Origin of the sequence: Cysteiniphilum sp. QT6929, assembly GCF_030035755.1 — a bacterium.
GTDB lineage: Bacteria > Pseudomonadota > Gammaproteobacteria > Francisellales > Francisellaceae > Caedibacter > Caedibacter litoralis.
In genome coordinates this window covers 1574152-1600771 of record NZ_CP103983.1, presented here as the reverse complement: position 1 = coordinate 1600771, position 26620 = coordinate 1574152, and the positions used below count along the sequence as shown (strand labels likewise).

At 37.6% G+C, this 26620-nt stretch carries 32 protein-coding genes and 1 other RNA gene; 23 read left to right on the top strand and 10 right to left on the bottom strand.

The annotated features are described in order from the left end of the window. The first annotated feature begins 91 nt into the window (after window positions 1-91). The 5 genes from NYP54_RS06990 to prmC all read left to right on the top strand — a co-directional run bounded on the left by NYP54_RS06990 (window position 92) and on the right by prmC (window position 4075). On the top strand, window positions 92-349 hold the full coding sequence (locus NYP54_RS06990) for a type II toxin-antitoxin system HicA family toxin (protein ID WP_151194389.1): 258 nt from the start codon (window positions 92-94) through the stop codon (window positions 347-349). Then, on the top strand, window positions 346-693 hold the full coding sequence (locus NYP54_RS06985; RefSeq protein WP_151194390.1) for a type II toxin-antitoxin system HicB family antitoxin: 348 nt from the start codon (window positions 346-348) through the stop codon (window positions 691-693). Before NYP54_RS06990 ends, NYP54_RS06985 begins: the two co-directional genes overlap by 4 nt. A 209-nt stretch (window positions 694-902) precedes the next feature. Further along, window positions 903-2147 carry a glutamyl-tRNA reductase gene (hemA, locus tag NYP54_RS06980; RefSeq protein ID WP_283155907.1) on the top strand — a complete coding sequence of 415 codons (1245 nt, stop codon included), beginning with the start codon at window positions 903-905 and terminating at the stop codon, window positions 2145-2147. A gap of 1 nt (window position 2148) precedes the next feature. Further along, window positions 2149-3240 carry a peptide chain release factor 1 gene (gene prfA, locus NYP54_RS06975; RefSeq protein ID WP_283155906.1) on the top strand — a complete coding sequence of 364 codons (1092 nt, stop codon included), beginning with the start codon at window positions 2149-2151 and terminating at the stop codon, window positions 3238-3240. Then, a complete protein-coding gene (gene prmC, locus NYP54_RS06970) occupies window positions 3233-4075 on the top strand; it encodes a peptide chain release factor N(5)-glutamine methyltransferase (protein ID WP_283155905.1) in 843 nt (280 codons plus the stop codon). The genes prfA and prmC overlap by 8 nt, the downstream gene beginning before the upstream one ends. A 142-nt stretch (window positions 4076-4217) precedes the next feature. Here prmC and NYP54_RS06965 read toward each other — a convergent pair whose 3' ends face one another. Further along, entirely contained in the window at window positions 4218-4973 is a 756-nt protein-coding gene (locus tag NYP54_RS06965) for a DNA/RNA non-specific endonuclease (protein ID WP_283157523.1), read from the bottom strand. A 239-nt stretch (window positions 4974-5212) separates the two neighbouring features. On the opposite strand from NYP54_RS06965, the gene NYP54_RS06960 reads away from it, so the two are divergent. The 6 genes from NYP54_RS06960 (at window position 5213) to NYP54_RS06935 (ending at window position 9090) form a co-directional block, all read left to right on the top strand. After that, window positions 5213-6004, top strand: a complete 792-nt coding sequence (locus NYP54_RS06960; RefSeq protein ID WP_283155904.1) for a lysophospholipid acyltransferase family protein — start codon at window positions 5213-5215, stop codon at window positions 6002-6004. Beyond that, a complete protein-coding gene (locus NYP54_RS06955; protein WP_283155903.1) occupies window positions 6004-6282 on the top strand; it encodes a phosphopantetheine-binding protein in 279 nt (92 codons plus the stop codon). Before NYP54_RS06960 ends, NYP54_RS06955 begins: the two co-directional genes overlap by 1 nt. 3 nt (window positions 6283-6285) lie before the next feature. Next, a complete protein-coding gene (locus tag NYP54_RS06950; RefSeq protein ID WP_283155902.1) occupies window positions 6286-6540 on the top strand; it encodes an acyl carrier protein in 255 nt (84 codons plus the stop codon). A gap of 167 nt (window positions 6541-6707) precedes the next feature. Next, window positions 6708-7121: a hypothetical protein gene (locus NYP54_RS06945; RefSeq protein ID WP_283155901.1), complete on the top strand. Its 414-nt coding sequence runs from the start codon at window positions 6708-6710 to the stop codon at window positions 7119-7121. Next, window positions 7118-8470 (top strand): AMP-binding protein, encoded by a 1353-nt coding sequence (locus tag NYP54_RS06940; RefSeq protein ID WP_283155900.1) that lies wholly within the window; start codon window positions 7118-7120, stop codon window positions 8468-8470. Before NYP54_RS06945 ends, NYP54_RS06940 begins: the two co-directional genes overlap by 4 nt. A gap of 227 nt (window positions 8471-8697) precedes the next feature. After that, complete coding sequence (locus tag NYP54_RS06935) at window positions 8698-9090, top strand: hypothetical protein (RefSeq protein ID WP_283155899.1); 393 nt, start codon at window positions 8698-8700, stop codon at window positions 9088-9090. Between the two features lie 369 nt (window positions 9091-9459). Here the strand turns inward: NYP54_RS06935 and pepD are convergent, their stop codons facing one another. Continuing rightward, the gene (gene pepD / locus NYP54_RS06930; RefSeq protein ID WP_283155898.1) at window positions 9460-10938 is read right to left on the bottom strand and encodes a beta-Ala-His dipeptidase; all 1479 of its coding nucleotides are present in this window, start codon (window positions 10936-10938) and stop codon (window positions 9460-9462) included. A 99-nt stretch (window positions 10939-11037) separates the two neighbouring features. Here pepD and NYP54_RS06925 point away from each other — a divergent pair, with 99 nt between their 5' ends. Next, window positions 11038-11865, top strand: a complete 828-nt coding sequence (locus NYP54_RS06925; protein WP_283155897.1) for a glucosaminidase domain-containing protein — start codon at window positions 11038-11040, stop codon at window positions 11863-11865. Between the two features lie 3 nt (window positions 11866-11868). Here the strand turns inward: NYP54_RS06925 and ffs are convergent. Beyond that, an RNA gene (gene ffs, locus NYP54_RS06920) (signal recognition particle sRNA small type) lies at window positions 11869-11966 on the bottom strand. 632 nt (window positions 11967-12598) lie between these two features. Here ffs and dnaA point away from each other — a divergent pair. The 7 genes from dnaA (at window position 12599) to NYP54_RS06885 (ending at window position 18908) form a co-directional block, all read left to right on the top strand. After that, complete coding sequence (dnaA, locus tag NYP54_RS06915) at window positions 12599-14113, top strand: chromosomal replication initiator protein DnaA (protein WP_117003944.1); 1515 nt, start codon at window positions 12599-12601, stop codon at window positions 14111-14113. Between the two features lie 17 nt (window positions 14114-14130). After that, entirely contained in the window at window positions 14131-15240 is a 1110-nt protein-coding gene (gene dnaN, locus NYP54_RS06910; RefSeq protein ID WP_283155896.1) for a DNA polymerase III subunit beta, read from the top strand. Window positions 15241-15442: 202 nt separating this feature from the next. Beyond that, window positions 15443-16513, top strand: a complete 1071-nt coding sequence (locus tag NYP54_RS06905) for an ornithine cyclodeaminase (RefSeq protein WP_349293378.1) — start codon at window positions 15443-15445, stop codon at window positions 16511-16513. Further along, a complete protein-coding gene (locus NYP54_RS06900; protein WP_283155894.1) occupies window positions 16506-17396 on the top strand; it encodes an arginase in 891 nt (296 codons plus the stop codon). The genes NYP54_RS06905 and NYP54_RS06900 overlap by 8 nt, the downstream gene beginning before the upstream one ends. Before the next feature lie 88 nt (window positions 17397-17484). Further along, entirely contained in the window at window positions 17485-18285 is an 801-nt protein-coding gene (gene aroE / locus NYP54_RS06895; RefSeq protein WP_283155893.1) for a shikimate dehydrogenase, read from the top strand. A gap of 87 nt (window positions 18286-18372) precedes the next feature. Then, window positions 18373-18585 carry an antitoxin MazE family protein gene (locus NYP54_RS06890; protein WP_283155892.1) on the top strand — a complete coding sequence of 71 codons (213 nt, stop codon included), beginning with the start codon at window positions 18373-18375 and terminating at the stop codon, window positions 18583-18585. Further along, the gene (locus tag NYP54_RS06885) at window positions 18582-18908 is read left to right on the top strand and encodes a type II toxin-antitoxin system PemK/MazF family toxin (RefSeq protein ID WP_283155891.1); all 327 of its coding nucleotides are present in this window, start codon (window positions 18582-18584) and stop codon (window positions 18906-18908) included. The genes NYP54_RS06890 and NYP54_RS06885 overlap by 4 nt, the downstream gene beginning before the upstream one ends. Window positions 18909-18982: 74 nt before the next feature. Here the strand turns inward: NYP54_RS06885 and NYP54_RS06880 are convergent, their stop codons facing one another. The 7 genes from NYP54_RS06880 to NYP54_RS06850 are packed head-to-tail and all read right to left on the bottom strand — an operon-like array spanning window position 18983 to window position 23143. Next, a complete protein-coding gene (locus tag NYP54_RS06880) occupies window positions 18983-19612 on the bottom strand; it encodes an outer membrane lipoprotein carrier protein LolA (RefSeq protein WP_283155890.1) in 630 nt (209 codons plus the stop codon). Continuing rightward, window positions 19605-20030 (bottom strand): thioesterase family protein, encoded by a 426-nt coding sequence (locus NYP54_RS06875; RefSeq protein WP_283155889.1) that lies wholly within the window; start codon window positions 20028-20030, stop codon window positions 19605-19607. The genes NYP54_RS06880 and NYP54_RS06875 overlap by 8 nt, the downstream gene beginning before the upstream one ends. Further along, complete coding sequence (locus tag NYP54_RS06870; protein WP_283155888.1) at window positions 20020-20970, bottom strand: hypothetical protein; 951 nt, start codon at window positions 20968-20970, stop codon at window positions 20020-20022. Before NYP54_RS06870 ends, NYP54_RS06875 begins: the two co-directional genes overlap by 11 nt. 40 nt (window positions 20971-21010) lie before the next feature. Continuing rightward, window positions 21011-21760, bottom strand: a complete 750-nt coding sequence (locus tag NYP54_RS06865) for a glycosyltransferase family 2 protein (protein WP_283155887.1) — start codon at window positions 21758-21760, stop codon at window positions 21011-21013. Continuing rightward, a complete protein-coding gene (locus NYP54_RS06860; RefSeq protein ID WP_283155886.1) occupies window positions 21757-22119 on the bottom strand; it encodes a hydroxymyristoyl-ACP dehydratase in 363 nt (120 codons plus the stop codon). The genes NYP54_RS06865 and NYP54_RS06860 overlap by 4 nt, the downstream gene beginning before the upstream one ends. Beyond that, complete coding sequence (locus NYP54_RS06855; protein ID WP_283155885.1) at window positions 22112-22753, bottom strand: phosphoribosylanthranilate isomerase; 642 nt, start codon at window positions 22751-22753, stop codon at window positions 22112-22114. The genes NYP54_RS06860 and NYP54_RS06855 overlap by 8 nt, the downstream gene beginning before the upstream one ends. Window positions 22754-22759: 6 nt before the next feature. Beyond that, window positions 22760-23143 (bottom strand): hypothetical protein, encoded by a 384-nt coding sequence (locus NYP54_RS06850; protein ID WP_151194276.1) that lies wholly within the window; start codon window positions 23141-23143, stop codon window positions 22760-22762. A gap of 187 nt (window positions 23144-23330) precedes the next feature. Here NYP54_RS06850 and NYP54_RS06845 point away from each other — a divergent pair, with 187 nt between their 5' ends. From NYP54_RS06845 to NYP54_RS06830, 4 genes are all read left to right on the top strand, one after another. Then, complete coding sequence (locus tag NYP54_RS06845) at window positions 23331-23885, top strand: L-threonylcarbamoyladenylate synthase (protein ID WP_283155884.1); 555 nt, start codon at window positions 23331-23333, stop codon at window positions 23883-23885. 134 nt (window positions 23886-24019) lie between these two features. Beyond that, the gene (locus NYP54_RS06840) at window positions 24020-24196 is read left to right on the top strand and encodes a hypothetical protein (protein ID WP_283155883.1); all 177 of its coding nucleotides are present in this window, start codon (window positions 24020-24022) and stop codon (window positions 24194-24196) included. An 86-nt stretch (window positions 24197-24282) separates the two neighbouring features. Continuing rightward, window positions 24283-24783 (top strand): DUF2760 domain-containing protein, encoded by a 501-nt coding sequence (locus NYP54_RS06835; RefSeq protein WP_283155882.1) that lies wholly within the window; start codon window positions 24283-24285, stop codon window positions 24781-24783. Then, complete coding sequence (locus tag NYP54_RS06830; protein WP_283155881.1) at window positions 24784-26568, top strand: Hsp70 family protein; 1785 nt, start codon at window positions 24784-24786, stop codon at window positions 26566-26568. Window positions 26569-26620: the final 52 nt, after the last annotated feature.

Sequence of the window (26620 nt, the reverse complement as noted above, 5' to 3'; positions counted from 1 at the left end):
ACAATAACAACAAATAAAAACATAGAGTATAGGCTTGCAAAAACACAAATCTCCGCTTATATTTACAGCAACTAAAATATAGTTGCATTTTATGACTAAGATAGATAAAGCGCTCGAGAAATTACTAGCATGCCCAAAAGATTTGACATGGGCAGAGTTATCTAAAGTTTTAAAAAGCTTTGGCTTTAGTGAGAGCAATGCAGGTAAAACAAGTGGCTCACGTGTACGCTTTTATTTAAACAAAGAAACACCACCACTGATGCTACATAAACCACATCCGAAGCCAACACTAAAAGAATATCAAATTAAAAACGTTATTGAGTATCTTAAAAAGGTAGGACTAATATGAGTAACGCAATGCAATACAAAGGCTATAGAGGTTCAATTAAAGTTAACCATAACGATGGCATTTTCCATGGTGAGATTATGAACATCAATGCTACAGTTTCATATGAAGGAGAAAACTATCAGGACTTAAAACAGGCATTTGTAGATGCCGTTGATGATTATCTGGAGTTTTGCGCTGAACATGATATCACACCTGAGAAGTCTTATAGCGGATCATTTAATGTAAGAACTGGTGTTGATAGGCATAGACAAGTGTTTTTTGTGAAAAGAGATGGTGAATCCTTAAATGAGTTCATCAACACAGCGATTGATCACGAAATTAAAAGCAGGCTTTCCTCACAATAACACCCATCTAAACCACATGCCGATAAACCTGCACCATTAGTTGCTTTTCCAGTCATAGCACTTTTCTTTTTTTATGCTACAATACCGACCAGTTTCATGAGCAATCCTTAGCACTTATTATCCATAATTTAACAATCAGTCGTTATTATGGTTTTGAGCAAAAGTCACTCATGCGATTAGCAAGAATAATAAGCAAAGTAGGTAAATGAATGACGTTAGTTTCTTTAGCGATAGACTATAAAAAGGCTTCTTTAGATGTGCGCGGTGCATTCACCCTCGACAATGAACTCCTTGGTCAACACTTAAAAACGCTAAAAGAGCAATATGGCGTTGAGCAATGTCTTATCTTATCAACCTGCAATCGCACGGAAATCTATGCCGTTATTTCTGAATTAAAACACTTAGATCATGTGATCAACTGGTGGCAACAATCGGCAAAACGTAATGATTTGGATTTGAAAAATTTTCTTATCGTGCGCCAAGATACGCATGTTGCCCACCATCTAATGCGCTTAAGCTGCGGATTAGAATCAATGGTTTTAGGTGAGCCGCAAATATTAGGTCAAATCAAATATGCCTATGCGGAGGCACTTGCCAATAACACACTAGGTGGAGATCTTAATCGCTTAATGCAAAAGGCTTTTTCTGTTGCAAAACGCGTGCGCTTTCACACTAATATTGGACAATGTCCGGTTTCTGTTGCCTTTTCGGCAGTGACATTAGCCAAACAAAGTTTAAGTCATTTTGAAGATAAAATAATTCTTGTTATTGGCGCAGGAAGCACGGCTATGCTTGTGACAAAGCACTTAGCAAGCCTGACACCAAAACGCCTTATTATTGTTAATCGCACACTAGACAAGGCGCAACAACTGGCAACTGATCATCACGCTGAAGCCTTTTCCTTATCTGAGCTTAGCAGCCTTGCTAAACAAGCTGATATTATTGTTAGTGCCGTCAACTCACGTGAGTTGATTTTGACAGCTGATATGCTAACTAATACAAATCCTAAAACGCTAATTGACCTGTCGGTGCCACGTGTTATTGATCCACTATTTGACCAAATGGATAACATAACCATTTATTGCGTTGATGATATTCAAGGGTTGATTCAAAACAACAAAACCTTGCGTGAAAAGGCGGCACTACGTGCTGAGAAATGGATTGAAAAAGGTTTGGATGATTATATCAATCAAGAAAAAGCCATTCTTTCCGATAACACGATCAAAGCTATGCGCAATCAAACCAAAGATATGATTGATGATGAGCTCAATCGTTGTCTTAAGCGCCTAGAAAATGGTGAGGATCCTAAAATGGTTCTAGCTCGCTTTGCGCATAATGTTAAAAACAAATGGCTACATACGCCAAGCGTGTCACTTAGAAATGCTGCCGTTGAAGGGCGCAATGATATGCTTAACTTAGCTGAAGAAATTTTTGGCTTAAACACTGGATTATAAAATGAAAGACTCAATCAAACGAAAATTACAAGGCTTAATCGAACGTCATGAAGAAATTGCAGCCCTCTTGGGTGAGGCTGAGGTCATTAGTGATCAGAATAAATTTCGTGATCTATCCAAAGAATATGCGCAATTAGAGCCTTTAGTTACAACATTTAAAGCTTACGAGCAAGCACATGATGATATTGAAAGTGCTAATGAAATGCTCAAAGAAAGTGATCCTGAAATGAAGGAGATGGCTAAAGAAGAGCTTAATGACGCTGAAGAACGAATTGAAGCCTTAACTAAAGAGCTTGAGATTTTATTATTACCTAAAGACCCTAATGATGGTGCTAACGTATTTCTGGAAATTCGCGCTGGCACCGGTGGTGATGAAGCCGCTATTTTCTCAGGTGATTTATTTAAAATGTACAGCCGCTACGCTGAAACACAAGGATGGCGGATTGAAATTGTTAGTCAAAGCGATGGTGAGCATGGTGGCTTCAAAGAAATCATCAGCAAGATCTCAGGCGAGAATGTCTACTCGCAACTTAAGTTTGAATCCGGTGCGCATCGCGTACAACGCGTCCCTGAAACAGAATCACAGGGACGTGTGCATACCTCGGCTTGCACCGTCGCTATTATGCCAGAGGCTGATGAAGTCGAAGGGATTGATATTAACCCAGCAGATCTAAAAGTGGATACCTTTCGCGCTTCAGGTGCTGGTGGTCAGCATGTTAACAAAACAGATTCAGCCATTCGTATAACACATATTCCAACTGGCGTGGTTGTTGAGTGTCAAGATCAACGTTCACAACATAAAAACCGTGCTCAAGCCATGTCAATGCTCAAAGCAAGACTCTTGCAAGCTGAAATTGATAAGCAACAACAAGAGCAATCTAGTCAACGTAAAAGTCTTGTTGGCAGTGGCGATCGCTCTGAACGTATTCGCACTTACAACTACCCACAAGGGCGCGTCACTGATCATCGCATTAACTTAACTCTTTACAAGCTTGAGGAAGTAATGCAAGGTGATTTAGGCTCGGTAATTCAACCACTTGTGCATGAGTATCAAGCCGATTTACTTGTACAAATGTCTGAAGAAAATGCCTAATAATACCATTCAAGTTATTATATCAACCTATAGCAAACAACTTGAACCCATTTCTGATAGCGCACGGATTGATGTTGAAGTCTTACTTTGTCATGTATTAAAAGTATCAACGAGTTATTTATACACTTGGTCAGAAAAACCTTTAACTGAATACGAGCTTCAACAGTTTAGTGAACTATTTACAAGGCGCTTACAGGGTGAGCCCGTGGCTTACTTGACAGGTAAGCAAGGTTTTTGGGATCTTGAATTCCTTGTTGATAAACACACATTGATCCCACGCGCGGATACTGAGGTGCTGATTGAAAGCATTCTTAATAAGTTCACACAGCACACTAAACTGCAAGTGCTTGATTTAGGTACAGGCAGTGGAGCAATTGCCTTAAGCCTTGCTCATGCCCGACCCGATTGGCAGGTGACTGCTATTGATTATTGTGAGCATGCGCTTAAAGTTGCCGCTCATAACAAAGAGCATTACAAGCTAAGTAATGTACAACTTTTGCAAGGCAGCTGGTATCAGCCACTCACTGATGAGCAATTTGATATTATTGTTTCCAACCCACCCTATATTGATCAATCAGATCCCGCACTCTGCGCGCATGTTCGTCAATATGAACCAACCACTGCACTTATTGCCAAAAACAATGGTTTAGCTGATATAGAGCACATTGTTTGCCATGGCAAAGCACACTTAAAAGAAAATGGCTTTATGATTATCGAGCACGGCTTTCAACAAGCACAACCTGTTCACGATATCTTTAGCGCTTATGATTATAAAAATATTCAACATTATCATGATTTAAATGAGCATATTCGCGCAACTAGTGCAGAGAGTTAACCACAACTTTAAGTAACCACCCAAAAGCACGTGCCCTGAGCGTAAGTCGAAGGGCATCTTTTGAAACAGATTCAATCAAGGCTTCGACTGACGCTCAGCCAGCACTTACAAACCACTATCTACCTAGCGCTAAGCGGATACCTTACGCCCTATAACTCGTACGCCACATTGGTGAGGTTTTATCTGTTAAAGCAGCCACTTGAGTCTTAGGCAAGGTGTTAAAAAATGTCAAACCAGTGCGCTGTTCAACATCCTTGATCGATACACGATATTTTGCAACATCTTTTTTATCCACGCGAGCATTTGGCATAATAAAGGCGATCGCCTTATCTTGTTTTGGTGCATAGACTACTTTGAAGAAATACTCTGGCACCCAGATTTTATTCTTACCTATTGTTTTATGTGTTTTGCTGTTTTTAAATACAGGTCCTGTGTAGACATAGACTTCCTTATACATTTGCGCCCAAAAACGCACATCAGACTCAAGCTTTGCCCAACCTTGACGATTAAGCCCACCCTTCTGTGGCGACATATTCGATAAATAAAAAGACTGTTTGGCACTTGTTTTATTAAAATCCATCGCCGCATAGGGTGCTAAATGCCCACGATCATAACCACTTCTTTTATAGTCTGATAACTCAGCACGATACTTGGCTGGCACTTCCGGATCTGGTTGAAATTCATCATGACGCTTTAGTTTACTTGAAACAGACTGCGCTGTTAAACGATAAGCAACCCAACTAGGCTGCTTAGTTTCATAATTATAAGCAGAGATATAACCCTCACGACAAAGATATAAATTAACCTTGCCACCAGGGTTGCCATATTTTAAAAAGTCATTGCAGTAATTTGCTGCTAATGGTATTGCTTTAGTAGCACTTCCGCTTGCCGCTGGCATATGAGCACTTGCGGCAAATGAATTGGTAATTGATGAAGCAACGAATAAAAGCGCTACAGTATATTTAATAAACTTGTTTAACATATTTTATCTTTATTGTGTGCGGGAGCATAAGCGTACCGCGAAATGAGGCAAATTGTAAAATATTTTTTGGATTAATATATAATCAAACTATTTTTTGACTAACCATGCTATTTAATTGATAATAGCCAAAATTTATTTTATCCATATTAATGCATATGTTGTTTAACAAAATAGACTATCTATGGCGCCTGATTGCCACGGGATTTTGTTTTTTATTATTCTCTTTAGGGGGGTTACTATTAGGGTATATTATTATTCCTATGGCAGTAATCATTGCTAAAATAATCCGCTCAAAAAAGCAAAAAAGCGAAAAAAAACATATTGCGCAATATTGTATTTACTTAACATTTCGTTTCTTTACCGCAACGATGTCTGGCTTAGGTCTTATTCGCTTTCATTTTATTGGTTTTGACAAATTAAAAAAAGACAAAGGCACATTAATCATCGCCAATCACCCCACCTTGATCGATTATGTCTCAATCGTCTCTAAGCTACCCTTTTGTGACAATATTGTTAAAGCGCAATTATGGAGAAATCGATTTATACGACGCGTTATCTCCACTGCAGGTTATATTCCCAATATCGATCCTGAGCAGACATTTAGTGATATCAAGGCAACATTGAACTCAGGTAATAACTTGTTGATGTTTCCTGAAGGTACACGCTCTATTGCTAATATGCCAATCCAATTAAAAAGAGGGGCAGCACAGATTGCCATTCGCGCAGGGGTACCAATTCGTATTATTCATTTAAGCTGTATTCCCAGCACACTGGCAAAAAATGATAAATGGTATAAAATACCCGCGACAAAACCGATCTTCACGTTAACAGTTAAGGATCTTATTGATACTCAAGCGATTTTAAATGAGTGCAATCAACTTCCTTCGGTTGCCGCAAGACGGTTGACAAAGATATTACAACAACAATTACAAGGTCATATTGATTAATGAATAACACCCTACTTGAACTGGAATTAAAAGAACTGATTATTGACGTGCTTAATTTAGAAGATATTACTACTGAAGATATTGCCAGTGATATGCAATTATTTGGTGACGAGCTTGGCTTAGACTCTATCGACGCATTGGAGCTTGGCGTTGCTTTGAAGAAAAAATATAATATTGAGCTTAATGAAGACACTGATGATGTGAAGAAGCACTTTGAATCAGTTAAAACATTAGCGCAATTTATTGCGACCCAAAAGACACAAAATAATAAGGGATAAAAAATGAGTACATCAAAAGCGCAAATTCTCCAAGAACTTCAGGGAATATTTGCTGAGCTTTTTGAGCTTGATCCACAAAATGTGACACTTGAAGCGCGTTTATATGAAGACCTTGACTTAGATAGTATTGATGCGGTAGACCTTATTGTTTATTTACAAAGTAAAACTGATAAACAATTTAAACCTGAAGAATTTAAATCAGTGAAAACTGTTAATGACATCATCACGATCATTGACCAAGAAATTAACAATCAATAATGTCCTTACGTAGCTTAACCACCCTTATCATCGCTATTGTTATTTTACTTTACCCCTTTGTTATTTTTTTTGGTATACAGTTTTTATCCGTACAAGGGTTAAGTTTAATTATCCTTTGCCTTTTCGGCTTACGAGCGATTTTCAATCACAAAAACGATCATAGCATCATGCCTAAATATGCGTTATTTACCCTCTCAGGTATTGGCATTTCTATCAGTTTATTAGGAATGTTATCGCATAATATTATCTTCATTAAACTTTACCCTGTTGCCATGAATATTGCTTTTTTGAGTATTTTTATTGCTTCATTATTCGCAAAAGAAAATATTATTTATCAATTCGCTAAAAAAACATCACGTAAACCACTACCGCATTTTGTCAGTGCATACACACGTAAAGTAACGATTGCGTGGTGTATTTTCTTTATATTAAACGCGTTGGTTTCTTGCTATAGCGCTGTGTTTAGTTCATTACATGTTTGGACAATTTATAATGGGTTGATTTCTTATATATTGATTGGTGCGTTTTTTGTTTGTGAGTTTGTTGTGCGTGTTTTTGTTAAAAGAAAAAACAGAAAATGAAAGATTATTTAGACTTCTTATTTCGACAATTAAATGATGACAAGGTCATTTTTTGCCATGGCAAAAAAAATAACTTAGCAACACAGCTTGGTGAAATTAAACAAATCATATTTTCACTAGCGCATTTTTTAAGCCAGCAAAAAACAACTTCAATTACTCTCTATTGTGACAATATTTATCATTTCTATATTGGTTTTTTTAGTGCCCTAATTACTAACAAGTCCATTATCTTGCCACCTAATAATACGTGTGGTGTTTTTGAGGATATTAGCAACAATGAAGATATTGAGACACTTCATTTTGATGAACAGCGACAATGCTTTTGTTTTAACAAAAAACCAATTGATCTTAATACTAATGACCTATTTGAGAATAAAATAAACGATTGCCTATTCATTGCGGATATTATATTTTTCACTTCAGGCTCTACAGGAAAACCTAAAAAAATCACTAAGAAATTTAACCACTTAGTCAATGAGGTTAATATCTTAAATCACTTTTTTAATCTTGATAAAGAGCTGATGGTTACTAGTAGTGTCCATCATCAACATCTTTATGGTTTTATTTTTTACTTTCTTTGGCCTTCTTTAATGGGACGCCCTATCTATAGCCAGCGCATTGAATTAAGTGAGGAATTAGCGCAATTAAGTGATATCAATCACCAATTTATTTTTATCTCAAGCCCTGCTCTGTTATCGCGTTTAACTTTTGAAGAAGACCTTTCTAAGATTACTTGTTTCAGTGCAGGGAGCTTATTAAAAAATGAAGTAGCACAAGAATTACTTAAATATCTAAAATTAACTGTTAATGAAATATTAGGTAGTAGTGAAACGGGTATTATTGCTTGGCGCCAACAACTTAATAATCCACTTTGGCAATGCTTCGATGATGTGCAAATTAGTCAAAATAAAGATCTGACATTGCGTGTTTATGCTGATTCTTTTATTGAACCATTTATCGATACGGATGACGTCATTAAGTTAATCAAGCCTAACCAATTTATCTTACAAGGTCGCAAAGGACGTATTGTAAAGCTTGAAGACAAACGTCTATCACTTACAGAGCTTGAAGATAGACTTAAGCATCATCCTTGGATTGATGATTGTTATGCGCTAAAACTTGAAAAATCGCGCGAATATATTGGTATATTTATTGTATTATCACCATCAGGTAAACAACAAAAAGAGCATCTGAGTACCTTAGCATTCAATAACACTTTGCGTCATTTTTTAAGTCATTGGTTTGAGAAAATACTACTACCTAAATCCTTTCGCTATGGTGATGAGATCCCTGTTAATGCACAAAGTAAAATTGATCGTGAGGCAATTTTGCAATTATTTATGGGCTAAGACTAAATATTCACCCATAAGTGCTCACCGTACCCTGAGAGTAAGTCGAAGGGTAAGCTTGGGAAAATCACACTTCATAGAGGCTTCGACTTACGCTCAGCCAACGCTTACAAAATCAAAGTAGGCAGTAATATGGTCATAGCCTATTTATACCTTAAAACTTGAGTTTACAAGTTTAGATCAACGTATTATTATTTGCTAAAAATTAGACAACCTCATTTTCTAGTATGACTAACATCAACTATCAATACCACCATATGGGTATCCCGACAACAGAAAAACACCCTGATGAACGTTATAGCTCATCATTTAAAATGTACACAACTAAAGGACACAATCCTTTTCGTATCCAGTACCATCGCTTTGAAGAAGGATGTCCTTTGCATCCACTGATTCAAACCAAAACTCATGTCGCTTTTAAAGTGGATAATCTAGCTGAAGCCATTAAAAATCAGAAAATCATCATGCCGCCCTATGAACCTTTTTCAGGATTTAAAGTTGCAATGATCGAAGTGGAAGGCGCTCCTATTGAGTTAATTGAGACAACATTAAGTGAGCAAGAAATCTGGAATGATGATCATACAAATTCAATTATTTATCCTAAAAACAGCAATCCATAAACATGAATGGTTATAGTTTGGGGTGCTTTTTTTGATATATTACACAAAACTAATATCAACGCTTAACCCAAGTACCGCAGCAGCACGCTGCAAGGTATTAATGGTTAAGTTTTTACGCTCTCCTTTCTCAATACGCCAATAATTTTTGCTAAGGAAAACCTTATATTTCCAAGCTTTTTATAATTTTAAGAAAAATTTTTCACTTTTTTTATAAAAATACTAACACTTTTAAAATCCTTTACTATACTAGGGATGTGTTAGGTGGGTCGTCATCCTCCCTCCCCTCCTTAGATAACCTTTATGTCGTCAAGCACATAGAGTGACTCACCTACACAACGATGACTTTTACTTACTCTCTTTACTCCTTTTCTATAATCTCTCTAACATTGCTTTCAATAGCTGATAAAACTCACTAACTGTATCGATTTTTACTTTTTCATCGGGCGAATGCGCACCTTCAATTGAAGGTCCTACTGAAACCATATCCATGTGTGGGTATTTATCAACGATAGCACCGCACTCTAAACCAGCATGAATCGCTTTGATATTTGCTTCCTTAGAATAAAGAGCAAAGTAGCTATCTTTGGCAATTTTAAGCGCATTAGAGCTCATATCTGGCTTCCAGCCAGGGGATAGTTGAGATTTATTAAAAATCACGTTATTTTGAGCAGCTATACGTTTAATCGATTGCATAAAATTGTTGATCGCTAAATTATTATCACTGCGTGTATAAATCGTAATAACAATATCGTTATCTTTTAATTTAATCGAAGATAAATTATTTGAGCTTTCTACTAAATTTGGCATCGCAGGGCTCATCGCTAAGACACCTGAATGTATACTTGTTAATACATTTAACAAACGATGCTTTAAATCATCATTGAATGCCGTTTTTGCCGTTGCTACTTCTTTGATTGTTAATGCAAAATTAGGCTCATTTTTTTGGTAAATCGCAAACCAATTATGATAGTAATGCGTTAACGTTTCTTTTATTTGTGCTACATCTTCAACTTGACAAGAAATAATAGCCTTAGCTTCACGTGGAATGGCATTTGGTAGGTTCCCTGCTTTGATTTCATTAATGTTATATGAATGATTTTGATCTAAATCATCAAGCATCATGCTCATAAATTTTGCCGCATTAATGCGCGGTTTATCAATATCTAAACCTGAATGACCACCTTTAAGACCATTGACAATGATTTCAATACTTTGAAGTGAAGATGATTGATTAATAGTTTCATTTTTGAATGTCATTGTTGCTGATTGTGAACCGGCACAACCAACATAGATATCTCCCCAGCTTTCTGTATCTAGATTGATCATCGTATTGGCGGTTAATAAGTCTTTACTTAAATTATTTGCGCCAATTAATCCTCTTTCTTCTGAAGCAGTGATTAATATTTCAAGTGCTGGACGTTTAATATCTTTATCAGTTGCAGCTGCCATTGCTGCGGCAATACCTATACCGTTATCAGCACCAAGTGTTGTGCCTTTTGCTTTAAGCCATCCATCAACAATCTCTAGCTGCAAACTATCATTTAGAAAATCAAATGTTACTTCTTCGTTTTTTTCACACACCATATCTTTATGTGCTTGTAAAACAACTGGTTTGTGTGATTCATAGCCTTTGGTTGCCGGCACATAAATTGCGATATTATCTGCCTGATCAATCTTCGTTTTAAAGTTGTTATTTTTCGCCCATTCTAATAGGTAAGCTTTGATTTTTTCTTCATGAAATGTCGGTCTTGGAATTTGAGTTATTTCAATGAAATATTGCCATATAGATTCGTTTTTTAATGTTTCTATATTTAATTCGCTAACCATATCAACTGCTGTTGTCATCATATTACCTTGTATTTTATTTACATGAATTTGTCCGCATTTTAGCAGATCATTTCTGCTAAAAAAAGCAACACAAACAATCTTTCTTAGCAGTTATAGTCTATGCTAAAGGTTCGTACTATAGAGAGAAATACTAATAAAAAGAGGATCTTAACAATGCTTAAAACAAGTAAAAAAAAGTTATTGCGACTATCAATCTCTGCCTTTCTGGCTATTAGCTTAGCAAGCTTTATAACAAGCTGCTCTAAAAATACAGAGACGACTGTGGAAAAACCTGACTTTCAAGCAATAAGCAGTGTTAGTGATCGAAAACAAGCATTCATTGATTATATGTTGCCATTTATCCATCAAGTACAACAAGATGTCTTAAACCAACGACAAGCATTAAAAAGTATGCTTGCAATGCTTAATAAAAACAAAAAGCTTTCTAAAGCTCAACAAGATCAATTATCTAGATTCTGTGAACAATATAAAGTTAATTTTGACGAAAACGCTCTAACTCAAATGGTTAAAGATTTACTTATAAAAGTTAATACTATCCCGACAAGCATGGTACTTGCTCAAGCTGCGCTTGAAACTGGCTGGGGTACTTCTCGTTTTGCCGTTGATGGTAACAACTATTTTGGTCAGCACTGTTTTACCAAAGGTTGTGGCCTTGTTCCTAAACAACGTACAGCAGGTGCGATTAATGAAGTGCAAGTATTTCCATCACCTAAAGACAGTGTGCAATCTTATTTTAATCTGTTAAATACAGGTACAAATTTTCAAGAGTTTCGCACACTTCGTTCACAATTAACCAAAGAAGATAAACCAATAACCGGTAAAGATCTCATTAAAACCTTAGTTCATTACTCTGAACTTGAAGATGGCGAGTATGAAAAACGTATTATTTCAACTATGGATTATAATAATCTATATCAATACAATTAAGTACTGGCTTAGCCTACATCTCGGCACACACATCATCTATTACCGCTGCTTCCTTCCGGACCTGACGGGGTTCATAAACTAGTGTCGCAAGAGGACCAAACCAGCGGTTGCCATTATTCAGACTTTTACCATTCTTTTCAATCATTATTTTGAAATAATTCACAGCTTACCTTTTCATCCAGTTTAAATTTAATAAAACATGCACAACTAACGACAGGAAGATATTATATCTATTTATAAATGATTTTATTTTATGTTTCCTTTTTTTATTTTTATCCACTTTCCTTTTTTATCTTCTTTTTTCTTTTATGTTTAAAAGATAATTTCTTTTTCCTTGTTTTTTCTGTTATTGGTTTGTGGATATTTGTGGATAAACATCTTTAAAGTCTTATTGTATAAAGGATTCTCTTGTGTATAATTTTGTGGACATCTATGTTAGTCCGCTGTGGTTTTCATGTGGATCCTTTATTCTTTCCTCATGTTTATTTTTTTTCCACAAAAAAATCCAAAGGGATATGAACATAGTTACACACATGCTTGTTCACAAGATAATTAACAAGTAATTCACATAATTACCCACAGAGTTATCCACAGTTGTTCATATCAAGCATTGCATGCTGTGCACGCTTTGATATAATCCACAGATAATTTGAAAACATAAACTTTTTCTAGCACATTTACTGGTCTAAACAATTGCTAGAAACCCTTTATATATATAGGATGCATTGTAAGTATGAATGTTTGGTCACAATGTTTGGATTATTTAAAAGACAACTTGTCTGAACAAGAATATAGAATATGGATAATGCCATTGAAGACAAATGATCAAGGTAGTTTATTCACAATTTATGCACCGAATAATTATTTTCTTGGTTGGGTAAAGACCAAATATCAACAGCTTCTTGTGGATACCTTAAAAAAATACAAAGAAAACACTCATTTACTTGTTGAGTTCTCAGTGAAAAAAAGCAGTGATAACCAAAATGTGGATGTTCAAGACACAGTAATGCAAGTATCGACGATAAAAAGTAGTGTTGGTCCACAGACTGATCTTTTTAATAAGAATGTGACAACAGCACCACTGGTTGTTGATAGTTTATTGGAAAATCATGATTCCATGGATGATCAAAACGAGTTTGAAGTGGATAAAAATGCGGGTATTTCTAGCGAGCTCTATGGTTTTGATGAAGCACTATCCGTGCCAAAAGATCAAAAACGTGTTGATTTTGGTTCACCATTAAAAAAAGAATATAATTTTGATAATTTTGTTGTTGGTAAAGCTAATGAAGTAGCACGTGCTGCAGCGATGCAAGTGTCCATTAATCCAGGGTTGGCTTATAATCCATTATTTATTTATGGGGGCAGTGGGTTAGGTAAAACACATTTAATGCATGCTATTGGTAATTATGTATTACATAATAACCCAAAGGCGAAAGTGCTATATGTGACATCTGAGCGCTTTGTCAAAGATTATGTTGATGCGGTACGTTTACACTCAGGTGATGAATTTCAAAACTTTTATCGCTCTGTTGACGTGTTGCTCGTTGATGATATCCAGTTTATTGCTGGTAAAGCGGGCTCTCAAGAGGAGTTTTTCCACACATTTAATACTTTGCTTGAAAATGGTAAGCAAGTTGTCTTATCTTGCGATAAGTATCCTAAGGAAATTCCTAAACTTGAAGAACGTTTAGTTTCACGTTTTGGTTATGGCTTAACTGTAACAATTGATATTCCTGATCTTGAAACACGAAGTGCTATTTTATTACATAAATCTAGTCAATTTGGTCGACCTATTGATCAAAATGTGGCGCTTTTTATGGCAAAGCATATTCGCTCTAATGTGCGAGAATTAGAAGGGGCATTAAGGCGCGTACTTAACTATGCTCAGTTTAATAAAAAAGCCATTGATGAGAAGCTTGCTTATGAATGCTTAAAAGATGTTATTTCAATACAAGATAAAATTGTCAAAGTAGACAATATCCAGCGTGTTGTTGCTGATTATTATAATATTAAAATTACCGACTTATTATCAAAGCAAAAAAGTCGTGATGTCGCGCGCCCAAGGCAGATGGCAATGGCGTTAGCTAAAGAGTTTACCAATCATAGTTTGCCGGAAATTGGTGGCTTTTTCGGTGGTAGAGATCACACCACAGTCTTACATGCCGTAAGGACTATAAAGAAACTGATTGTCAATAATGTTGATATACAGGATGATTATCAAAACTTATCGCGCAAATTAGCGCATTAATTCCCAGGGGAGATATGATGTTACAATTTACACTTTCTCGCGATGCATTATTAAAGCCATTACAAGGTTTAGTATCGATTGCTGAGAAAAAGCATACGATACCAGTGCTAAGCTCAGTATTATTTATTATTGAGGAGGGAAAGCTGCGCTTAAAGGCCTCTGATTTAGAGACTGAAATTGTCAGCTATGTTGAGCTTGAAGAAGCATCACATGATGCTAGTATCGCAATTCCTGCCAAAAAGCTTCATGATATCATACGTAATTTACCAGAGGGCGCATCGGTTAAAATAACAGAAGAAGTAAATGATCGGGTGTTAGTTTCATGTAATCGCAGTAAATTTACTATGTCAATCTTAAAGGCTTCATCCTTTCCTATGATGAATGAAGATACGGGTAGAGCGATGTTTAAGCTGTCATATGCTCAGCTTAATTCGGCAATAAAGCGTGTAAAATTTGCCATGGCAAATAATGATGTGCGTTATTTTTTAAATGGCATGTTGTGGGAAGTTAATAACGATAGATTTCGCACGGTTGCGACTGATGGTCATCGCATGGCAAGCTCTGAAGTATTAATAGAAGATACTTTCCTGGATGCTGTTCAAATTATAGTGCCAAGCAAAGCAATTAAAGAACTAGAGCGCACATTGTCAGCGCCTGAAGATGCTGAAATTGAAGTGCAAATTGGTAAAAACTATTTCAGAATTATTCTGCCTGATTTTCAATTTACATCAAAGCTTATTGAAGGGCGTTTCCCTGATTATACAAGAGTGATTCCACCGAATAATACAAAGCTATTAGTCGCTAATCGTGTTGAGTTAAAACAGGCATTATTACGTACAGCAATCTTGTCGAATGAAACGTATCGCGGTGTACGCTTAGAGCTTCAGGATAATGCTTTGCTTTTATCAGCAAATAACCCAGAGCATGAAGAAGCGCAAGATCAAATGGAAGTAAAATATAGTGACCAACCAATGGAAATTGGTTTTAACGTAAATTACCTTCTCAACATCGTTGATGTGTTAGATTCAGAACACATTGATTTTTATTTCGATAGCCCGCAAATGAGCTTACTTATCAAGGATGATGATAGTCGCAGTACGTATGTAGTGAGTCCGATTAAGCTTTAAATACCTAATAGCGGGCTCAAAAATCTGTGCATGAATCTATTTGCTATTTTTTATTATTAAATTTATATTACCTCTTGTTGCAAATCTACAGTAAAGCACGATCTATTTATCTATGGTAAATGCGTGTGATATTGTTAAAAATATATTCAATATAAAGTTTTATAATCTTATATAAAATATGTGGGATAGGAGAAGTTTAATGATCAAAGTAATTTCAGTTGAAAAGCTAGCGGAGCTTATTCATAAACATGGATTAAGACAGTATTTAGTTGACTTAATGACAACCTTGAAAGGTGATTTTTTGCGTTGGCAGGAATTTGATAAAATACCACGCCCAGCATTTCATGTGCCAGATGGTGTAATTGAATTAATGCCGACAGCGGATAAAGAGTTATTTGCCTATAAATATGTCAATGGACACCCAAAGAATCCATTGCAGAATAAGCAAACGATTGTGGCAACAGGGCAGTTATCGAAAGTGTCAGACGGTCATCCATTGCTAATTTCAGAAATGACGGTGTTAACCGGTTTGCGCACAGCAGCAACTTCAGCGTTAGCCACTGATTATTTAGCACGTAAAGATGCCAACACGTTAGCGTTAATTGGCACAGGTGCACAAAGTGACTTTCAAGCCTTAGCAGCAGCCATTGTGCGTGATATTAAAACGATTCGTTATCACGATATTGATCCACAGGCGATGCGTCGTTTTGAGAAAAATATGCAAGCTTATGATTTTGAGCTCATTCCTTGCGCTAGCAATGAAGAGGCTGTCAAGGGCGCTGATATTATTACGGTGTGTACTGCCTGTAAAGCACATGCTGTTGTGGTTGAAAATAGCTGGATCAAAGAAGGTGTACATATCAATGGTTTAGGTGGTGACTGCCCAGGTAAAACTGAGCTAGATCAAGCAATACTGCCACGCGCTAAAGTAGTGGTTGAGTTCTTTGAGCAATCATTTATTGAAGGTGAGATCCAGCATTTCACTGAAGAAGAAGCAAAGAAAGTTGTTTATGCTGAATTATGGCAACTTATCTCAAATGAAAAGCAAGGACGCGTTAGCCAAGAGGAGATTACTGTATTTGATTCTGTTGGTTTTGCTTTGGAGGATTTTTCGGCATTGAAGCTTACATATCAACTGGCTGAGAAATACAATATTGGTGTACCGATGAACATGATTCCGGCATTAAAAGATCCTAAGGATTTATTCTCCGTGTTAAATGAACATGGTGATAATAGTGCATTACAAATCAAAGAGGCGCACGCAAATGTTTAGTTATCGCTTTATAGGGGCTAGTGTTGGCAACTGCGCCGGTATCGGTGGCTGTGAGCAAGCACCTGAACAAGTGAAGAGTAAATTGCAATTAGCTAAGCTGTGGCAAAAAACAGTTTATTTTGAAGGTAGCGAAAGACGTCTTTCAGCACTTAACGCATTAAATACATTTTCAACTGAACTTGCTCATGCAACAAAAGATGTGATTGAGCAGGGCGATAAGTTTATTACCATTGGCGGTGACCACAGTTGTGCCGTTGGTACTTGGTCAGGTGTCCATGCTGCAGCGGGTGAGTTTGGACTTGTCTGGATAGATGCGCATATGGATGCACATACGACTGAAAGCTCGCATAGTGGAAACCTGCATGGCATGCCAGTGGCAGCATTAATGGGTTATGGTGATGATAAAATGACAAAGATATTATCAGGCAACCCTAAACTTAAGCCTGAAAATGTTGTTTTAATCGGCATTCGCTCATTTGAAGAGCCAGAGCAAGCAATTTTGAAGAGTCTGGGTGTTAAAGTGTTTATGATGGAAGATGTTCATGCACTTGGCTTTAACTATTGTTTTAACTCGGCAATAAATCATTTCAAATCGAAAGAAATCCCTTTTGGTATTAGTTTTGATTTAGATGGTTTGGATCCACAGTATATTGAAGCGCTAGGCACTCCAGTTGAGGATGGGATTTTGCTACCTGAAGTGTTATCGAGCTTTAAAGAAATGCCAAAAGAGCAATTGCTTGGCGTTGAAATTACCGAATATAATCCAACCTTAGATCATGATAATAAGGGTGTTGATGTGATTGCAAATATCATCGCGGCAATTACGGAGGATAACGGTTTTTTGTCAGAAGATAACGGTGAGTTTGCATCGTTATCTATCTGAGAAACAACTGCTAATAAAATACTTCTCAGCTATCTCTGAAAATGCTTCAATAGGCTCTTGATATCCAAGATAACAAAGGATGGCATAGATGCCAGTCAAGCAATCAATAGATCAATACTATGTTATAGGTAATCCAGTTAAACACAGTTTGTCGCCTCAGATTCACACAGATTTTGCCGCTAAAACAGGGCAGATTATGCGTTATGAGGCGCTAGAAATTTGCCCAGATAATCTAGAGCAAACCTTGAATGTGCTGCGTCTTGATCAAGCTGTCAAAGGCTTAAGCGTTACCTTGCCATTTAAAGAGGAATTATATCGTTATTGCGATAAACTAGATGATCTAGCACAAGAAGCACAAGCGGTTAGCAATGTGATGATCAATAGCAAGCGTGAGTTTATCGGTTTAAATCTTGATGGGCTTGGACTTGTGAATGATATTAAAAATAATTTAAATATCAGCCTGCAGAATAAACGAGTTTTAATCTTGGGTGCCGGTGGTGCGGCTAAAGGCATTTTAGGCGCTATAGTGCGTGAAAATCCAGAAAATATCACGATTGCTAATCGCACCAAAGAAAAAGCGCATAACCTAGTCGCACGCTCAACAAATAGTTCAGTTAAATTGAGTGCCTGTGCTTTAAATGAAATTGCAGGTGTATTTGATATTGTAATCAATGCAACTTCAGCGAGCGTTGCCAAGGAAAACCTACCGTTAAAGCTTCATAATTTCGCAAGTGGTGCATTGGCATATGACTTGATGTATGCACCAAATGGCACAGTTTTTACTGCATGGTGTCAATCACACAATATTCAGGCGATAGATGGCAAGGGGATGTTGTTGGAGTTAAGTAAGATCGCTTTTCAGCACTGGCGTGGCGTGGATGTGCAGTAATTCAACTTGATAAGTAAAATCATATGTTGCATGTAACGCATGATTAAACTATATTTGTTACATGAAACACTATTGATGGAGAATGCTATGCCACGATCAATCCAAGAGCGAGTTAAAAAACATAGAGACGAATTAAAAGCCCAAGGGCTGCGTCCTTTGCAAATTTGGGTTCCAGATACGCGTAAATACGGATTTAAGGAAGAATGTTTAAGACAATCGAAACTTTTGCTAAATGATCAGTATGAGCGCGATACTATGGACTGGCTTGATGATGCTTCTGACAATGAGGGCTGGAAGTGATTAAAAGGGGTGATTTGGTGACGGTTTCTTTACGTGGAGATTATGGCAAACCAAGACCTGCATTGGTTATTCAATCAGATTTATTTGCGGAGCATCCATCGGTGACTATTTTGCCAGTAACCAGTGAAATAAGAGAAACGCCATTGTTTCGATACACTGTTAAAGCCAGTGAAATCAATGGCTTGATGAAAACTTCACAGGTCATGATTGACAAATTGCATACTGTGACAAGGGAGCAAATTGGTGCGCCATTTGGTCGATTAAATAGAAACAACCTGCTAGAAATTGAGAGATTGTTGTCTGTATTTATTGGCATTGCATAAAACTTGATTAGAGAGATCGCGTTTGAAAAACTAGCGACTATAAAGTTGGATCCAAGCTTATACGTTTAATCCTTTTAATCTATTGCTTTCACATCGCTAAATTCTATCAGCATTTGATTGCCTTGTGATTCATTAACAAATATACGTGAAGCATATTTTGTACCCGTCATTTCAATGCTTTGGATGGCTTTATCAAGGGGAGCGCCTAATGGTTTAAGTGCAATATGCCAAGTATCACCGTTTTGCATAAAGTAAATTTTAAAATACTGCTTTAAAGCATCGGTATTACCTTTAAATATCGATAAGAATACGGTCGTAAATGAAAAGACGATCGGTTGCTCTTTTTTGGTGATAACAACAGCAGTTTTGCCTTCGATGGATTGCTTAATGCTGTCTTCAGTAACAATTAAGGTGGATTGGAAGGGCTTTTCTTGCAGCCATTTTAAACCTTGAGTTTTTGATAACTCAAAGCGACCACTGGATTTAAGTGGTTTGGATAGCAGCTTCATAAAACGGGTTTGTGTGAAGTTGCCTGTGACATGGCTGATTTGTGCTTGCTCTTTTTGAACTTCAATAAATGCCTGTTCATTTTTTGCAGATAGTGTATGGTCAAATATATTATCTCTTGAGGCTTGTGCTAAGTTCAATAGTATAAATGCCACCAAAAAAGCAGCGCTTAAGCGTTTAAAGAAAGAGTTAATCATGATGAAAGCCTTCTATTTTTTGGATAAGAATTTTGGGTGATATAAATTGTAATTCGTGATTGTGCAAAGTCACTGCAAGTTGGGTTGTTTGCCCTTTACTTAATTTTTGTCCGGTCGCTTTATCAAAGATCTGATAGCTTATTTTCAGGCGGTTTTGATATTCGATCACTTGGCTGTATACCTCGATAATCTGTCCAAAACTCGCAGGTTTGATGTATTTAATCTGCAAATCAACCACTGGCCACATATAGCCACTTTGCGCCATAGCATAGTAGTTATAACCGATTTTATCTAAAAGCTCACAACGCGCGACTTCAAAGTACTTGACATAATGACCATGCCAAGCGATTTGTAAACTATCAACATCAAAAAATGGTATCACGATATTGGTTATATGAGTGATCGGTTTATCCGTCATTAGACTGCCAAAAATCAAAAAAATTAAACCACTGTGTCGGGTATTTTAGGCAATACTCAGCAAGGAAGTCACTATATTGTTGCGCATAATCAGCCAAATGCTCATGACGTTCGTTGCGTGGTAGGTTAATAGAGTCCGCAAAAGGTTTGAAAATCACATCAAACTGTTTGCCTTTTTTAAGGCATAGCATCGTGTAAACAGGTGCTTTAAGGAGATGTGCTAATAAAAATCCACCCTGAGGAAAATAAGCTTCTTTCCCTAGAAACTGAGCTTTTATCGTACGTTGGTTATTGGTAACTGGTGTGCGATCACACGCGATAATAATGATTTCGCCTTGATCAATTTTTTGCTGCAATTGCATTGCTAAAGTCATATCAAAGTGACTAACGGAAATTAGGCTTAATTGCGAGTGAGGATTGATTTGCGATAAGGTATCATTGAATTTTTGCGCATGTTGATTAAACACCAAGGCATTTATTCGGCTGTTAGGATATGAGTTGGAGATCGCACGCATTATCTCAATTGTGCCAAGATGAGCGGTAAATATAATTGTCCCCTTTTTCTGATCAATGCGTTCAATTAATTCATGGCGATTCGTGAAGTTTAAGTTTTTACGTGTAATTTGCCCATTCCAAACGGCAATTTTATCCACCAAACTCTTGCCAAAGTTAATAAAAATAGGCAATGGTTTGACGTGTATATGATGATTTTGCTGTTGTGCATAAGCATGCAGGTTTTGACAATATGAATTGATTGCTTGGCGTGCCTTACGACTAAATAGATAGAAATAACCTATGACCGGATACGTCAAAAGATAGGCTAAGTGTCGACCCAAAAGCTTTACTGTCCATAATGTCAGCTTAAGTCCGATAATACTGCCTTTTTCACGATGCTTTGACCAGTGAGTTTGTTTTAATTTCGTTTTGTCTGAATCATGCATGGTTTATGGTTTATGGTTTATGGTTTATGGTTTTGCATTTTTAGCATTGCTTGCACTTTTTGCGTTTTCTATATTTAAAATAATGTCGAGGCATATGGTAAAACATAGCAAAAAAAAGTCGAGTATGTAGCCAAGAAATACGCAAATTATCGCGCCATAAACGAAAGTGTGAGCACCCACCAATAGGGTAAATCACCTTGGTTGGAATATAATTAACCTCAATGCCTTGCCAATATGCTTTAATCAGAATCTCAATATCAAAATCCATGCGCATGCCACGAATTTTTGACAGGATGGGTTGAAGTGCTTGCAGTGGATAAACTCTATAGCCACACATGCTTTCAGTGAGTGATTTACTCCATGTCTCAATAGCAACCCAGAAATTGGTAATCTTACGCCCATGTAAGCGTGATTTAGGAATGCTTTGATCATAAATAGGTGCGCCTGAAATCAGACAATCAGGCATATCATAAGCCATCTGTAGAAATTTAGGAGTATCTGCTAAGTCATGCTGATTATCCGCATCAACTTGTAAAGCATGTGTGTAATCATTTGCTGATAACCACGCAAATCCAGCTAAAATAGCAGCACCTTTGCCGCTATTTTGCGGGAGTGAGATGCTTTTAACCCAATCAAATTTTGCAATGATATCATCAATAAAAGACTTTGTTTCGTCGTCACTGCCATCATCGACAATCAGGCAAGTTAAATCATAAGGTTGTAGTGCTGAAACAACCTGCTCTAAAGTGTCACCATGGTTATAAACAGGGATTAAAAAGGCAGGTTTCATAGTTTGATTTTACCGCTTGAGTAAGTGGCATTACCTTTATCAATATAGCGAAATGTCAAAAGGTTTGGCTTTTTGCTAATGCATAATTTTAATGTAGACTCAGGTAAAATCACTCGACTAAATTTAAGTTGTGGAATATTAGCAATGGTTTTTTTGTCAATTTCTAAAAAATAAGCAGCAAAGGCAATGACAAAGTCAGTCTGCGCAATACCAGGCAAAATAGGTGCGTTGTCAAAGTGACCTTTGAAAAAGATCAGATCACGATGAAAGTAAATATCCAGTTCAAGCCGTGTTTCATCCTCATTTTGTGTAATGCTTTGATGAATGATTTGTGGCAGGCGGGTATGATCATTAATCATTGATATCACTTATTGTATTTATGCTGTGAATAGCATCACAAAATGCTTTGATTTTTTGGCGGCATTTTATCCCTTTTTGTGATTCAACGCCACCGCTAACATCAACTGCATAGGGCTTAATGATTGTAATTGCCGATTGCACATTCTCCGCAGTGAGTCCACCTGCAAGGATAATTTTCTGGCGCATATCACTTGGAATGATTGACCAGTCAAAGGTTTGCCCCGAGCCGCCATAAAGATTTGGGTCATAGCTATCAATCAATAAACCTCGTGCCTTGGGGTACGCGTTTTGTGCATTGATGAGTGTGTTAGCATCTTTAGCGCGGATTGCGCGAATATAAGGAAAATTAAATTGTTCACATTCTAAGGCAGTTTCATCGCCATGAAATTGGATAAGGCTGATATTGGCATCAATACCTGCTTGAATCGTTTGTGGTGCGGCATTGACAAAAAGCCCACAGCAACTAACAAAAGGTGGTAATTGACTGATAATTTGTTTGGCTTTAGTAATATCAATAAATCGCGAGGATTTATCATAAAACACAAACCCTAGTGCATCAGCGCCGCAATCAATCGCATACAAGGCGTCATCAAGGTTGGTAATGCCGCAAATTTTAATTCGGGTTTTAGGCATGTTGGATTATGCCATAAAGTTGATTAATGCCGCGGCAACCATCGACGCGGTTGCAACAGTGACCCCCGTGGTTGCCAGAAGTCCATCGACTTTGGTTAGGTGAAATTTCTTGCGATCTTCAACTTGAGGGTCTTTTTCACTTGTGGCTTCTTCGGTAAGGATTGAGATATATTGCGGAAATAGTGGCTCATCGCCAAACTCGCCAGCTTCAAACCCTTCCGCCCAGTAGTTGTGTTCAACAGTTTTCTCGGGAAATGGATTTAACTCATCAGATTGATTTTGTTTGCCATGGGCATAGCCTGACATCCATACTTTTTCCAGCTCATCAAGTTTGTCGACTTGAGCGGAAAGAATAAGTTTTAATCTAGAATCAATTTCATTGGTTTGCATAACAGCTCCATGTTGCTTGTCATTTACCATAAGCGTGCCTAAAAGTTTAGACATAATCAAGTGTAAACTTGGATAACCTAACGAAGGTGGCTAGATTGAAATCTTTATTTAGCAGTCTACTATCACCTTGATAGCCAGTTTGTTATAGTGTCAGGAATTTATCGTTAGTCGTTATTGATAGAGTAAAATGCATAAGAATGATCTTGAAAAGTTGGTTTTGTTACTAAAAGCGCAGAAAGTTTTAGCCTTGCCAACAGAGTCTGTATACGGCTTAAGCACCATCCTTGAGTCAGATGCAGTGGCAAAGATTGTGGCGTTGAAAAAACGCAGTGCCAACAAAGGATTTATTGTGCTTTCAAGTAATATTGAACATTTGCTACGCGTTATTGATGTAACCCAATTAACCGATGATCATCTTGCGAAGCTACAAACACACTATGATAGAGCAACGACGTGGGTGGCGCCTGTTAAACCAGAGTTTCGCTGGTTGACAGGTCCTTTTGAAAGCATTGCCGTGCGCTTGACCACACACCCTTTATTGAGCGAATTAACCAATATGCTTGATCAAGCCATTGTTTCAACCAGTGCCAATATCTCCAATATGCCTGCGGCAGCATCGGCGCGTGAGGTGTATGATTATTTCGGTGAAAAGGTTGATTACATTTATCCACAAGCTGATTTTGTCGCAACCAAGCCATCGAGATTAATTGATTTATTAACAGGAAAGATATTGCGGGAATAACCAAATATCATAAAGTGAAGCATAAGCTGCACGGGTGAGGGGGGTCTTATACGATCAATAAAAAATCTTTAATACCAAAGGAAGCAACCTTCTGCTAGATTAAATGTATTCACAATACATCTGGATTAGCTAGAATGAAAAAACATCTCAAAAAACATAAAGCTTTTTATGTTGCGGCAGCGATTGTTGTTGCCTATTTCGTTATTCATTACTTGATTGTATTTATCTTGATGGAGCACACCATTGCGCATAATGTCGACGTGAAAGCACAGTGGTTGCAAAAGTATGCTGAGATTAAACTTCAGCAATAAAAGCTTTGTCGCTGCCAACGCCATAGGCTAAACTAACTTTCACGCATGATGAGTGATTTTTTATTCAAAGAAAATAATATATGCCAATGAAACTAACATGGAGACAGCGTTTAAGCTGCTTAATAAAAGGTAAGCTTGAAAATATCGACGCTGATCCTGTGACTGACGCTCAGCAGGTCATAGGGTGCGCTGATGAAGATGCAGAAAGCACAGAATCTGCTAAACAGCTATTATCTATTTTGCAAAAAAAAGGGCGCTTATTAGATTTTCTTGCGCAAAACCTTGATCACTATGACAATGAACAAGTGGCAACTGTGGCACGCGTTGTTCATGATCAGTGCAAAAAAGCGCTCGAGTCATACTGTACTTTGGCGCCGGTTTATCACGATCAGGAAAATCACGAGGTTATACTTGAAGCAAATTATGATAAGTATAGTGTTGAGCTCACGGGGAATGTTGTGCACAGTACGCGCTTTAAGGGTAAGTTAATCCACCAAGGTTGGAAAGTAGAGAAAATGCACTTACCCAAAGTAGCCAAAGAAGCAAATCTAGATATATTACAGCCAGCAGAAGTAGAGGTGTTATAAATGTCGCATCATGCAAAATATTTGATTGGAATTGATTTAGGTACAACAAATTGTGCAGTCACCTATAAGAAAATAGCAGATGATGCCGTGATTAATACGTTAGCTATTCCACAGTTTATGGCTAAGAATCAGTATGAATCCAAGACTTTAATGCCATCGTTTTTATATTTACCGAGCTCGTTGGAGCTAAGTCTAGATGATATTGCTTTGCCGTGGCAAAGTGAGACCACGATTTTGGTTGGGGAATATGCTAAAACAAAGGCGCAGACAACACCAAACAGGGTGATATCAAGTGTAAAGAGTTGGCTGTGCCAAGCCACGATTGATAAGCGTAAAGCGTTATTACCATATCAAGCAGCTGAGGGTGTTGAGCGCATATCACCACTTGAGGCATATACTCATTATTTTGAACATATTAAAAAGACATGGAATAGCACTTTTCCAGATGCGCCATTGTTTCAACAAAAGATTATTATTACCATTCCTGCATCCTTTGAGCCTGCAGCGCGCGATTTGACAGCTGAGGCGGCACGTTTGTGTGATTTTGAAGAGGTTACTTTGTTGGAAGAACCGCAAGCATCATTATATGGTTGGATTTACGATCATGAAAAATGGCGTGATCAGTTAACGGCGGATGATGTGATTTTGGTTATAGATGTTGGCGGTGGCACGACGGATTTTTCATTGATAAAGGTCGAAGATGAAGAGGGGACTCTTGCATTAAGGCGTATCGCTGTTGGTGATCATATCTTAATTGGTGGCGATAATATTGACCTTATGTTGGCGCATACTGTGCAGCAGCGCTTATTAGATGGCGGTCAACGCCTAGAGCCATGGCAGATGCAGGCATTAGTGCATAGTTGCAGAAATGCCAAAGAGAAACTATTAAGTGATCAAAACTTAAATGAAATTGCTGTCTCCATTCCTGGACGTTCATCGAATATCTTTGCTAATGCGGTATCAGAAACCTTGACGAAAAAAGATGTTGAAAAAATCATGCTACAAGGCTTTTTCCCTGAGGTTGCTATTGAGGATCATCCACATAATGCGCCACGCACGGGGTTGAGTCGTTTCGCTTTAAGCTACACGCAAGAAGCTGCAATTACCAAGCATCTTGCGTTGTTCTTAAGCAAGCAAGCGAAGGCGGATGAAAAATTCATCACGCCGACGGCAGTATTGTTTAATGGTGGCGTGTTTAAACCACAAGTTTTGCGACGTCAATTAATGCAGATTATTAATAAATGGCTTGTCAAAGAAGGGCACCCCGAAGCGTGCGAACTTGAGCATGCAGCTTACGATACTTCAGTTGCTATTGGTGCTAGTGTGTTTGCCGATGCCTTACAAGGCAATGGTATTCGCATTAAAGGGGGCGCGTCGCATTCATTCTATATCGGGATCGAGTCACCAATGCCAGCTATTCCAGGCTTTCAACCACAGATCGAAGCACTTTGTATTGCTGTGCAAGGCATGGAAGCAGAAGAAGAGCTTATATATGAAGCGGAGACGTTCTCATTGGTTGTCGGTGAACCTGTTGAGTTTAGATTCTTTGCGGCAAACCATCGTGCTGATGATTGTTTGGGCGATATCTTTACCGACTGGCAGCAGGCAGGGTTGATTGAGCTATCACCACTGCGCTTGACCTTGTCTGCAGATAACTATACCAATGGTACTTCAGTGCCTGTGCATATTAGTGCGATGCATACTGAGATTGGCACATTAGAGCTCACTGCCAAGGCTTTGGAAAATAATGATCAATGGAAGATTGCATTTGAAACGATTCGATAATTTCTATTTTAACTCTTTTAAAAATAGATAAAGTAGCTTAACATGCCGACTC

Coding starts and splice junctions, on each gene's coding strand:
- NYP54_RS06990 (WP_151194389.1), top strand. CDS start 92: ATGACTAAGATAGATAAAGCGCTCGAGAAATTACTAGCATGCCCAAAA.
- NYP54_RS06985 (WP_151194390.1), top strand. CDS start 346: ATGAGTAACGCAATGCAATACAAAGGCTATAGAGGTTCAATTAAAGTT.
- hemA (WP_283155907.1), top strand. CDS start 903: ATGACGTTAGTTTCTTTAGCGATAGACTATAAAAAGGCTTCTTTAGAT.
- prfA (WP_283155906.1), top strand. CDS start 2,149: ATGAAAGACTCAATCAAACGAAAATTACAAGGCTTAATCGAACGTCAT.
- prmC (WP_283155905.1), top strand. CDS start 3,233: ATGCCTAATAATACCATTCAAGTTATTATATCAACCTATAGCAAACAA.
- NYP54_RS06965 (WP_283157523.1), bottom strand. CDS start 4,973: ATGCCAGCGGCAAGCGGAAGTGCTACTAAAGCAATACCATTAGCAGCA.
- NYP54_RS06960 (WP_283155904.1), top strand. CDS start 5,213: ATGTTGTTTAACAAAATAGACTATCTATGGCGCCTGATTGCCACGGGA.
- NYP54_RS06955 (WP_283155903.1), top strand. CDS start 6,004: ATGAATAACACCCTACTTGAACTGGAATTAAAAGAACTGATTATTGAC.
- NYP54_RS06950 (WP_283155902.1), top strand. CDS start 6,286: ATGAGTACATCAAAAGCGCAAATTCTCCAAGAACTTCAGGGAATATTT.
- NYP54_RS06945 (WP_283155901.1), top strand. CDS start 6,708: ATGCCTAAATATGCGTTATTTACCCTCTCAGGTATTGGCATTTCTATC.
- NYP54_RS06940 (WP_283155900.1), top strand. CDS start 7,118: ATGAAAGATTATTTAGACTTCTTATTTCGACAATTAAATGATGACAAG.
- NYP54_RS06935 (WP_283155899.1), top strand. CDS start 8,698: ATGACTAACATCAACTATCAATACCACCATATGGGTATCCCGACAACA.
- pepD (WP_283155898.1), bottom strand. CDS start 10,938: ATGATGACAACAGCAGTTGATATGGTTAGCGAATTAAATATAGAAACA.
- NYP54_RS06925 (WP_283155897.1), top strand. CDS start 11,038: ATGCTAAAGGTTCGTACTATAGAGAGAAATACTAATAAAAAGAGGATC.
- dnaA (WP_117003944.1), top strand. CDS start 12,599: ATGAATGTTTGGTCACAATGTTTGGATTATTTAAAAGACAACTTGTCT.
- dnaN (WP_283155896.1), top strand. CDS start 14,131: ATGTTACAATTTACACTTTCTCGCGATGCATTATTAAAGCCATTACAA.
- NYP54_RS06900 (WP_283155894.1), top strand. CDS start 16,506: ATGTTTAGTTATCGCTTTATAGGGGCTAGTGTTGGCAACTGCGCCGGT.
- aroE (WP_283155893.1), top strand. CDS start 17,485: ATGCCAGTCAAGCAATCAATAGATCAATACTATGTTATAGGTAATCCA.
- NYP54_RS06890 (WP_283155892.1), top strand. CDS start 18,373: ATGCCACGATCAATCCAAGAGCGAGTTAAAAAACATAGAGACGAATTA.
- NYP54_RS06880 (WP_283155890.1), bottom strand. CDS start 19,612: ATGATTAACTCTTTCTTTAAACGCTTAAGCGCTGCTTTTTTGGTGGCA.
- NYP54_RS06875 (WP_283155889.1), bottom strand. CDS start 20,030: ATGACGGATAAACCGATCACTCATATAACCAATATCGTGATACCATTT.
- NYP54_RS06870 (WP_283155888.1), bottom strand. CDS start 20,970: ATGCATGATTCAGACAAAACGAAATTAAAACAAACTCACTGGTCAAAG.
- NYP54_RS06865 (WP_283155887.1), bottom strand. CDS start 21,760: ATGAAACCTGCCTTTTTAATCCCTGTTTATAACCATGGTGACACTTTA.
- NYP54_RS06860 (WP_283155886.1), bottom strand. CDS start 22,119: ATGATTAATGATCATACCCGCCTGCCACAAATCATTCATCAAAGCATT.
- NYP54_RS06855 (WP_283155885.1), bottom strand. CDS start 22,753: ATGCCTAAAACCCGAATTAAAATTTGCGGCATTACCAACCTTGATGAC.
- NYP54_RS06850 (WP_151194276.1), bottom strand. CDS start 23,143: ATGCAAACCAATGAAATTGATTCTAGATTAAAACTTATTCTTTCCGCT.
- NYP54_RS06845 (WP_283155884.1), top strand. CDS start 23,331: ATGCATAAGAATGATCTTGAAAAGTTGGTTTTGTTACTAAAAGCGCAG.
- NYP54_RS06840 (WP_283155883.1), top strand. CDS start 24,020: ATGAAAAAACATCTCAAAAAACATAAAGCTTTTTATGTTGCGGCAGCG.
- NYP54_RS06835 (WP_283155882.1), top strand. CDS start 24,283: ATGAAACTAACATGGAGACAGCGTTTAAGCTGCTTAATAAAAGGTAAG.
- NYP54_RS06830 (WP_283155881.1), top strand. CDS start 24,784: ATGTCGCATCATGCAAAATATTTGATTGGAATTGATTTAGGTACAACA.